The following is a 5,505-nucleotide window of genomic DNA, read 5'->3' as shown; positions in this document are numbered from 1 at the left end:
CCACCGGCATCCCGGTCGGATTCTACTACGAGCGGGGCGCCTCCCGCGCCCGCGAATGGGCGTTCATGAAGACCCAGTGGGACCGCGTCGGCTACCGGTTCACCGACCGGTGTGTTGTCCTCCGGGGCTACATCGTTGGGTCCGCTGCGACCAGCGTATTCTGGAAGAAGACACTCTGCGGCCGGTGGCTGCTGATGTCCTCCCACCAGATGACCGAGGAGACCCTGCCGGCCTACATCGACCGGATCCGGAGGTTCCGGCCCCGGTTCATCCAGGGGTACCCCTCCACGACCGTGATCCTGGCCCGCTACATGCGCGAGCACAATATCGCGCCGTTCCCGACGGTGAAGGCAGTCCTCTGCGGGTCCGAGAACCTCTACCCCTGGCAGCGGGACCTGCTCGCCGGGGCGTTCGGGTGCCGGGTCTTTTCCTGGTACGGGAACTCCGAACAGACGGTGCTCGCCGGGGAATGCGAGGAGAGCACCCGTTACCACATCTTCCCCGAATACGGCATCGTCGAACTGATCGGGCGGGACGGCCGGCCCGTCAAGGAACCGGGCGCGATGGGGGAGGTGGTCGCGACGAACCTCACCAACCTCGTCTGCCCCCTCATCCGCTACCGAACCATGGACCTTGCCATACCGGCCGTGGGGCCCTGTGCCTGTGGCCGTGCTTATCCCCTCCTCGAGCGCGTGGAGGGCCGGGTTCAGGATTTCATCGTGACGGGTAAAGGGGATCTCCTTTCCGGGATCGCCATGAATATCGACACCGATGCGTTCGATAATGTTAAACAGTTCCAGTTCTACCAGGAGAAAGCGGGGGAGGTCATCCTGAACGTCGTGAGAAAACGTGCATTCAACGATCAGGATGCGGAGTATCTCTACCGGGAAGTAAACCGGAGCTGCGGCGACGACATCACCATTGTTATCCGGTATGTCGACGATATCCCGCTCACCGCCCGCGGCAAGTATCGTTATTTCGTCCAGAATCTGCCGGTACGCTTCAACGAAAGGGAGGTGGGAACGGTTGAGCACATACCCTCCGATCTGTCCGCCTGATCCCGGAGATGCACAGATGAAGGCCGGTCTGTTGAGATGGACATCCCATGCGAACCCGCTCACCGTGAAGGCGCTCAGCCTGGTGCCGTCCTACCGCACCTATCGAGATATGTACGCGCTTCTCCAGCGGTCCCAGCGGTGGAGCCGGGAGGAACTTGCGGCCTACCAGATGGAAGCGCTCTCGCGCCTCCTCGACCACGCCTACGAGAACGTCCCCTACTACCGCCGGGTCTTAGACGAACGCGGGCTTGTGCCCGGGGATATCACGACCCTCGGTGACCTCGAACTCCTTCCCTTCCTGACCAAGGAGATCGTCCAGGCCAACCTGGCCGACCTGAAGGCCCGGAACTACCCGGAGTCAGCCTTCGAGTATGTGCGCACGTCCGGCTCCACCGGCACCCCCATGGGGTTCTACTACGAGCGGGGCGCCTCACGTGCCCGGGAATGGGCGTTCATGAAGACCCAGTGGGACCGCGTCGGCTACCGGTTCACCGACCGGTGCGTCATCATCCGGGGGCACGTGGTGGACGCGGCCTCGAGCGGGATCGCCTGGAAGCGGGCGCTCTTCGGCCGGTGGCTGATCATGTCCTCCCACCAGATGACCGAGGAGGCGTTGCCGGCCTACATCGACCGGATCCGGAGGTTCCGGCCCCGGTTCATCCAGGCCTACCCGTCGATCGCTGTGATCCTGGCTCGTTACATGACAGAACACGAGATCGCGCCGTTCCCGACGGTGAAGGCGGTCCTCTGCGGGTCCGAGAACCTCTACCCCTGGCAGCGGGACCTGCTCGCCGGGGCGTTCGGGTGCCGGGTCTTCTCCTGGTACGGGAACTCTGAACAGACAGTACTCGCCGGGGAGTGCGAGGAGAGCACCCGCTACCACATCTTCCCCGAATACGGGATCGTCGAACTGATCGGACGGGATGGTCGGCCCGTCGAGGGGCCGGGTGCGGTGGGGGAGGTGATCGCGACGAACCTGACCAACTTTGTCTGTCCCCTCATCCGTTACCGGACCATGGACGTCGCGGTTGCCGCAGAGGGGCAGTGCTCCTGCGGGAGACAGTATCCGCTGCTTGAGAAGGTGGAGGGGAGGCTCCAGGAGTTCATCGTGACCCGGGGCGGGCACCTGATCTCCGTCACACCGATCAACTACGAGTCAGGAGCGTTCGAGAACATCAGGCAGTTTCAGCTCTACCAGGAGGAGGCGGGCGAACTCATCATGAAGGTCGTCAGGAAGCCGACCTACACCGAGGAGGACACCCGGCAGCTGACCCACGAGCTCCAGTGGCAGCTCGGTGATGAGGTGAACGTCCAGGTCCAGTTCGTCGACGAGATCCCCCGCACCCGGAGCGGCAAGTTCCGGTACCTGATCCAGAAGCTCCCGATCGAGATCGGGGACCTCTGAGGAACTCACTCGATGTAGGGGACGACCCTGCGTTTCAGCCAGGGTTTATTGATGATGGAACTGTACGCCCATTCTGCCAGGGCCCCGACCCTGTCTTTCTGGGAGACCTCCATATAGATCTCGAGATCCGAACAGAATCTGGATTTGAAGGAGTTCAGTTCCGGCGTATTTGCCCCGATGTTCTCAAAGGTCCTGTAGCCCTCAGACTGTGCACGCTGAACCAGGAGCCACTGGAGGTACTCGTTCTCCGCCTGAACTCCCTCAAGCCGCGGCGTCCCCATCCAGAGCAGGAACCGGTGATACTCCTGGGTGGCGACAGCCCCCGTGAGTGCGCCTTCCCGGTCGTAGAGGTAGTAAGTCGCGAGATGCTCCGGGTATGCCCGGAAGAGGTCCTCAAAGTAGCGCTTGCTGACCATCGGGATCTTCATCTCCGGCTGGCTGAACCGCTCCACAAGCGACGTATACAGCAGCGAGACGTCGGTGCTCCTCACCAGGTCCATCCCGGCCTTCTCGGCCCTCCGGATCTTGTTGCGGAGTTTGTAGTGGAAGTCACCCTGGATGGTCTCGATCGGCCGTGAGAGGTCGATCGTGTAGGTGTAGTGGACCTTCGGAGCATACCCCCGCCAGAGGAACTGTAGGACATCGATGCAACCGGGGACCAGGATCAGGGAGAAGTAGTGCGGCGCGATCGCCTCTATCTCCGCGGAGAGGTCGGCCGCAACGAGGTCCATGGCCGCCTCCTTCTTGCCCAGTTTCAGCCTATCAAACCCTTTTTCCAGGACAAGGCCCTGGTAGGGGACGACCGCCTGCATCGGCGGCGGTGAGAAGAGCATCTTCATTCCATGCACGTTCTTGAAGTAGAGCGGAACGAGGCAGACAAGTTCCTCCCCTTTGTAGACCCCGTACGGGAGAAGCCGGTATCCCGTGTGCTGCGCGGTGATCGTGATGTAGTCCCACTTGTGGAAAAGCAGCCCATGCGGGCTTGCATCAACAAACAAATCCCAGATCTCTCGATCATTCACGAGTTTGAGCACCATGACCTGACTTCTGGGCGAGCGGTCGAGCGAGCTGCGCCCGATACTGGATAGCGGGAACTTATACTTATACGTTGTTCCCACGGATTTATGGTCACAGCGACCCGCAACGTTCTCTGTGGTTTCAGGAGCGGCCCGGGTCCGGGGGGAAACCTCTCGATCGCCCGATGCAGGGGGATCAATCTCATCTCGAGTTCAGGCCTGTCGACGATATAACTGTATGAAAACATCGAAAATACGATGACGTGAGGCTTAGACCCTGCCGGCCGTCATCATCAACTTCTTGACGAAGGTGAGGTACGCCCACTCGGAGACCGCCCCGAGGGTATCTTTCTCCTCGATCTCGAAGTACATCCAGAGGTCCGGGTTGAACTTCGCCTTGAAGAAGGCCAGATCCGGGTTGTTCGCCCCCATATTCTCGAAGACCCGGTAACCCTCGCTCTTTGCACGCTGGATCAGGAGCCACTGGAGGTACTCGTTCGCCGCATGGGTCGTCTCGACCTTCGGCGTCCCTATCCAGAGCAAGAACCGTCGGTACTCCTGGGTCGCCACCACGGCCGCGACCTCATCCTGTGCATCGTAGAGGAAGTATACCCCGATCTGCTCCGGGTAGGCACGCACGAGGTCTTCGAGGTAGTCCCGCTTGATGGGCGGGATGTCGAGTGCCGGGTCCCGGAAACGGTCGGCGATGAGGTGATGGAAAGTGGCGACATCAGTCGTCTTCTCCAGCCGGAGACCGGCTCCGGCCTCCTTCTTCAGTTTGTTCCGGAGTTTGGTGTGGAGGTTGCTCCAGAGGTCATCAAGCGGTCTCTCCAGGTTGATAGTGTAGGTATACCGGACCCGTGCTTCGCACCGGTTCCAGAGGTAGTGGCGTATGTCGTTGAACTCCGGGACAAACGTTATCGAGAGGTAATTCGGTGAGAGGTCCTCGAGCTCGCCCCGGATCTCATCCGCGACCATGCCGAGGAGGGACTCCTTCTTGCTCTGTTTGAGCCCCTCGAAGTTCCTGCTCATCACGCACCCGAGGTGAGGGATCACGGTGAGCGGGGGAGGGGAGAAGACGGTGGTAAGACCGTGCATCCGCTTGCAGAAGAGCGGGAAGACGCAGATAAGCTCATCTCCCTTGGAGATCGCACAGGGGATGAGCGTGCTCTCGGTATGCTTTGCCGTCAGGTGGAGGTAGTCCCACTTATGAAAGAGGAGCCCGGACGGACTCTCGTCGATGAAAGTGTCCCAGGCATCTCTGTCGTCAACTCTGCTCACGGTCATTCTGTCACCATCTTCCTGTTGTCCCGCTGGCTATTCGGCGACGTCTAATCGCCCCTCTGGTCTATATACCTTTCTCCAGGCCCGGGTGCAATCCGGTAGCGGGAGGCCCGGAGGCCGGACGTGACCATCCCACCCGGGTTGCTCCCGGCAGTAACTATTATATACGGCGACACGTGAGGTAGGGGCATGGTCGCACTCCGCCTTCTCGCCATGGACGATGTCTCGTTTTGCTCCTGGGAGGGCAACGGTTCGGATGCGTATGGTGACATATGGGTGCTTATCCCGGAGAAAAAACTCTTTCCCGAGTTCTTGAAGCATTTTCACCGTGCATCCGGCAGAGATCTGGTCTCCATCCCGTACTCTGAAAACTTCTTCTGAACACGCATATCCGTGCCGTCCCGCCGGTGTCGTCCCGTGTTATCCGGAGCAAACGTTTAATGCAGAGTACCGATATCAGCAGTGTCGATGGGTGTGTGGATGAGGCATCAGGGATTGAAGGCTCTCCGGCCTGACAGATCTGTGACGATGAGGGCGCTTCATATCCTCCCCGCATACTCTGCCTACCAGAAGACCTACGCCCTCCTCCAGCGGTCCCGGCGGTGGAGCCGGGAGGAACTCGCGGCCTACCAGATGGAGGCGCTCTCGCGCCTCCTCGACCACGCCTACGAGAACGTCCCCTACTACCGCCGGGTCTTCGACGAACGCGGGCTTGTACCCGGGGATATCGCAACCCTCAGCG

5 protein-coding genes and 1 pseudogene are annotated in these 5,505 nt (G+C 60.7%); 4 read left to right on the top strand and 2 right to left on the bottom strand.

What is annotated here, in order from left to right:
- On the top strand, window positions 1–1,058 hold a 1,058-nt coding region (locus V6K60_RS09130), incomplete at its 5' end, for a phenylacetate--CoA ligase family protein (protein ID WP_332450213.1).
- A 16-nt stretch (window positions 1,059–1,074) separates the two neighbouring features.
- A complete protein-coding gene (locus V6K60_RS09125; RefSeq protein ID WP_332450212.1) occupies window positions 1,075–2,463 on the top strand; it encodes a phenylacetate--CoA ligase family protein in 1,389 nt (462 codons plus the stop codon).
- 5 nt (window positions 2,464–2,468) lie between these two features.
- Here V6K60_RS09125 and V6K60_RS09120 read toward each other — a convergent pair whose 3' ends face one another.
- Window positions 2,469–3,500 (bottom strand): GNAT family N-acetyltransferase, encoded by a 1,032-nt coding sequence (locus V6K60_RS09120; protein ID WP_332450211.1) that lies wholly within the window; start codon window positions 3,498–3,500, stop codon window positions 2,469–2,471.
- A 249-nt stretch (window positions 3,501–3,749) separates the two neighbouring features.
- Window positions 3,750–4,766, bottom strand: coding sequence for a GNAT family N-acetyltransferase (locus V6K60_RS09115; RefSeq protein ID WP_332450210.1), 1,017 nt, complete (start codon window positions 4,764–4,766; stop codon window positions 3,750–3,752).
- Between the two features lie 186 nt (window positions 4,767–4,952).
- On the opposite strand from V6K60_RS09115, the gene V6K60_RS09110 reads away from it, so the two are divergent.
- Together V6K60_RS09110 and V6K60_RS09105 are read left to right on the top strand one after the other, a co-directional pair.
- On the top strand, window positions 4,953–5,144 hold the full coding sequence (locus tag V6K60_RS09110; protein ID WP_332450209.1) for a hypothetical protein: 192 nt from the start codon (window positions 4,953–4,955) through the stop codon (window positions 5,142–5,144).
- A 147-nt stretch (window positions 5,145–5,291) separates the two neighbouring features.
- Window positions 5,292–5,505 (top strand): annotated as a pseudogene (locus tag V6K60_RS09105) (phenylacetate--CoA ligase family protein); the annotation flags it as partial.

Origin of the sequence: Methanoculleus sp., assembly GCF_036677455.1 — an archaeon.
Taxonomy (GTDB): Archaea; Halobacteriota; Methanomicrobia; order Methanomicrobiales; family Methanoculleaceae; genus Methanoculleus.
Note: the sequence above shows the minus strand (reverse complement) of the source record. Positions and strands in the feature narration are given on the sequence as shown.